The 4,083-nt window shown below is 62.5% G+C and carries 2 protein-coding genes; both read right to left on the reverse strand.

All coding sequences use genetic code 11. The features are described from left to right. A partial coding sequence (locus NOG11_RS14765) for an RHS repeat domain-containing protein (protein WP_256620583.1) occupies window positions 1-3,262 on the reverse strand: 3,262 nt, incomplete at its 3' end. An 11-nt stretch (window positions 3,263-3,273) separates the two neighbouring features. Then, window positions 3,274-3,804 (reverse strand): Ig-like domain-containing protein, encoded by a 531-nt coding sequence (locus NOG11_RS14770; protein ID WP_256620584.1) that lies wholly within the window; start codon window positions 3,802-3,804, stop codon window positions 3,274-3,276. Between the last annotated feature and the right edge of the window lie 279 nt (window positions 3,805-4,083).

The following is a 4,083-nucleotide window of genomic DNA, read 5'->3' on the forward strand; positions in this document are numbered from 1 at the left end:
CCTCATACCAGACCAAAGCCTCGTCCGAACCAGGACCGTGCACGTAGCGGCGCTTCACCCCGCCCGTGCTGTGATGCTCCGAGATCAGCGCCTGGCCCGCATAGGCAAAGCGCGTCACCGCCCCGTTCCACAAACGCTCCTCGTAGAGACGGCCGCCGGGGCCGTAGGCCAGATCGACATTGCCGCTGGACGTCGTCACCCGCGTCAGGCGGTTCAGAACATCGTACTGGTAGCTCTCCCCCTGACCCGCCGAGAGAAGATTGCCCCGGCCGTCATAGCTCACGCTCTGCGCCGCGTTGATCTTCGTGTAGCGGTTGAGATCGTCCACCTCGAAGCTGAGCTCGTCCGTGCGGGGCATGTCGGCATAGGCGGCGTTGCCGTGGCTCTCACGCTCGATCTGACCGGCCGCGTTGTACTGGAAGTCCGCCAGCATGTTGTAGGCAGTGGCGCTCGGCACCGTGAAGTCGAGATCGGACAGCCGCGACGCCCCGTCGAAGCCATAGGTGCTGATGACGCCGTTGCCCCGTATCAGGCTCTTGCGCCGCCCAAGCTGATCGTAGGAGTAGGTGGCGAGGTTCGTACTGCCCTTCTCCTTGATCTCGGTGACCGCGCCGAGCTCATCGTAGTGGTAGGTGGCGTAAAAGCCGTCCGAGCCGGGGTAGTCGATCCGGGTCTGGCGACCGGCTGCGTCATAGTGGAAGCCGGTGGTGCCCAAGGGTCCTGCCTCGGTTTTGAGGCGGCTGAGAACGTCGTAGCCATAGGTCAGGGTCCGCCCGCCCGACGCCATGGTCTTCAGGCGGCTGTAGGCGTCATAGGTCATGGCGACGTCGACGGCGGTGCCAGGCGCGTCGAGCGTCTTCATCCGGCCATAGCCGTCATACTGGTAGCCGATGGTCTGACCGTCACGCTTCCGGTGGGCCGTCATCTGACCGAGGCTGTTGAACGTGTACTGGTCGTAGTCCGTGGTCGAGCTGGACGCGCCGTTGCTGGCCACCGGGTAGCGGGTTTTAACGAGCCGGTCGTGGCCGTCATACTCGTAGGTCGTGCGGTTGCCGCGTCCATCGCTGACCCAAGCCGCGGTGCCGTTGTTGTTGTAGCCGAAGCTCTCCGTCCGTGCGGCAGTGGTGCCATAGCCCGAGGTGACGGCGGTCACCCGCCCCGCATCATCGTACTGGCGGTAGGTCACTCGGTCCTGGCCGTCCGATCCGCTCGATGCGGTGCAGGCCGAACGGATCGTGGTCAGGGCGCTCATCCGGAACCCTGAGCAGGTAACGCGCCCGACAGCGTCATAGGCATAGTCCACCGCTGAGACGGTCGCCGAACCACCGTTGAAGAACTGCCTGGAAAGACGTCCGCGGCTGTCGAAGAGGTTGGTCTGCGTCTCCAGCGCCACGAAGCTGCCGAACGACGTAGGGCTTGAGGTGCGGCCCTGCTGAACGCTGCTGACCCTACCATCGGTATCGTAGATGGCCTTGGACGCCAGGTACTGAAGACTGCTGCCGGTCGGGCGCGGCCCGATCTGGACGACGGGACGTCTCAACATATCGTATGAGATCCGCACATCGGCACCAGTTGGGCTCAAGGACCGCTCTACATTACCGAACCGATCGTACCAAACGGAGGAGGTAGCGGTTTGAACCCCCGAGCCCGTAATCCTGATCTGACTGAGCGTGGCGCCACGGTTGCCGGCGTAGTAGAACTGCGTTCGCGCTCCGGTGGGGGAGTCGCTATAGTTCGCCCGCCAAACCGCAGCGCTTCTACTCGCGCCGGTGTAGTCCTTGTAGCTTGCCGTGCTCTGAATGAACGCCGTGGTCGCCGTCCCGGCTATGGGCGAGGAAACACTCTCCGTGCCGCCATGCGCGACCGAATAGCCAAAGGTCGTCGTGACCCCCAGATGGTTGGTGATCGTGCTCGGCTGGTTGCAGACCTTACGGTTGCTGCTCGTGCAGGACGGGTAGGTATAGCTCCTGGTCAGCGGAAGATCGCCTGCCTTGGAGCGGCGGGACGTGGTCAGGACGTTGCCGCGGCTGTCATAGGTGTAGACGATCCGGTTGCCCTCGGGCGCCCTTACCTCCGTCAGCTGATCGTTGCTGTTGTAGAAGTAGCGAGTGGTATGCCCTAGAGGATTCGACTCTTCCGTTGTCTGGTTATCACTCTCGCGCGCCTTGACGGTCCAGGTCTTCCCCGCCGGGTCCTTGATCGACGTGGTTCGAACCCCGGCGCTGCTGGCGTAATTGTACTCCCAGTCACCAGGATCACCCGCGACGAAGCGGACGCGGCCGTCCGACCAGTAGGTGTACGTAACGTCGTAGCCCGAACTCGTTCCTGGAAGCTTAACCCGGTGAAGAAGGAGCTCGCCGTTGCGGCGTTCATAGTCGTAGAAGGTTTCTTGGCCGAGCTCGTCGATGATCCGGGTCCAGCGGCCATCATTGTTCGAGTGGCCGTACTGGAACGTGACGTCCTGCCAGTTCTGGCTGAGGGAGCATCCGTTCACCGATGGGTTGCAGGCTTCGATCGCCTTGTTGATCGCGGTGACCTTGGTGATGCGGGTATGGTTGCCGTTGTCGATGGCCCCGTTCGTAAGGGTCGCGCTATAGGTATACTTGATCTGGTAGCCCAGGCTGCTGTCCACGGACAAAAGCCGGACGGACTTCTTCCGGTCCCCGGAGGCGCAGTTCGTAACTGTGTCGCAGAGCTCTCGCGTGTCGTAGGTGAAACTGAGAACCGTTCCGTCAGGGTAGGTGACCGAGCTCAGCCGCCCGCCCGGTGCGAAGATCGGTCGCTCAGCACCAAGACTAGCGTTGAAGGTGTAGACCGAGCCTGCGCGGTCGATGAGCGTCCAAGTACTGCCGCTTTTGGTCAGGGTCGCGCCGTGGGGGCGGGCCGGGTTGAAGCTCGATCCCGACTTGTCGAACGCGTAGGCGGCCCCAAGCGCGTGGACGACGACATCGGTGCTGTTCTCCTCGACGGCGCTGAAGAAGCTGTCGCGGCGCCCGTCACGATCCGAGACGTCGCGGGAGTAGACAAGCCCACCGGACGAAGGGTCACCGATGGTGAGAAGGGTCAGCGTTCCGCCGACGGAACCTGTCGCTGCATCGACCGAGCCAACCGTATTGGACCCGTAGCCAGGCGCGTGGGTCTGGGCGTCGTAGGTGTACTCGGAGTTCGTGCCGCCATCAGGGCTGATCTCGAGGTTCTGCGCATGCGTCCCTGAAAGGCCCAGCAAGCATGCTGCGCCAAGCGCCGCCCAAATGGTTTTCATGCTCGTCCGCCCTAACAGAAGAAGCCGCAGCCGGGATCAATCCCGCCGCCTGGCGTGGTCGTTTCGATCTGCCCTGTTCCCGTGGTGACGGCCTCTTGGTCAGTCACCTCGTAGGCGAAACTCGTCGTTCCGCCGCCGCCCGGCGTGATGTTCACACGCCCATCAGGACGCAGATAGATCGTTGCTGCCCCGCCGCTGCCCGTATGCGAGATGTTGAAGATCCGTGTAACGGTCATCGGGTGCCCGTTGGGGTCCGTATCGTTGTCCCGAAGGTCCACGATCTTCGTCGCCGTGCCGTGCTGCAGGAACCAAAAATCGTCCCTCGCGATGGGCGGGCTGTTCGGAGCCGAACGGGCGATGATCCTGTTGCCGCTATCGTCGAAGACGTAGCGCCGGTCGTCGCCGTTGGGACCATCGATTTTAATCAGCTGCCCTAGGCTATCGTAGTCGTAGAGAATGACGTGCTGCGCCGAAGCTGTAGCAGCCAACCCCGTCGAGAGGATACCGGCAGCAACCGCCGCGCAAGTCCGTATCGCAACCATAGCCCTGCCCCAGTGACTGTCACCGTACTGAGAAGCTATGAATGACGAACAGTCAAGGGTTGTTCGCAGTTGGCAAGCACACGCGATTAAAGCCAGGTAACCACACTGAATCGACCCACAACGTAGTCGGTAAGTTGTGGAAGTCGCGCAGCTGTCCGCCCCTTAGGACCAGGGTCTAGGTGCCGCGCCGCACATCAGCCGCGGATATCGATAGGCATGAAGCCGAACAAGGCGCGATTGTGTTGAAGAAGTCGGGTCTCTGACGGTTTGCTTGGCTCC

The sequence above is a fragment of the Parvularcula maris genome (assembly GCF_024505085.1).
GTDB classification, from domain to species: Bacteria; Pseudomonadota; Alphaproteobacteria; order Caulobacterales; family Parvularculaceae; genus Parvularcula; species Parvularcula maris.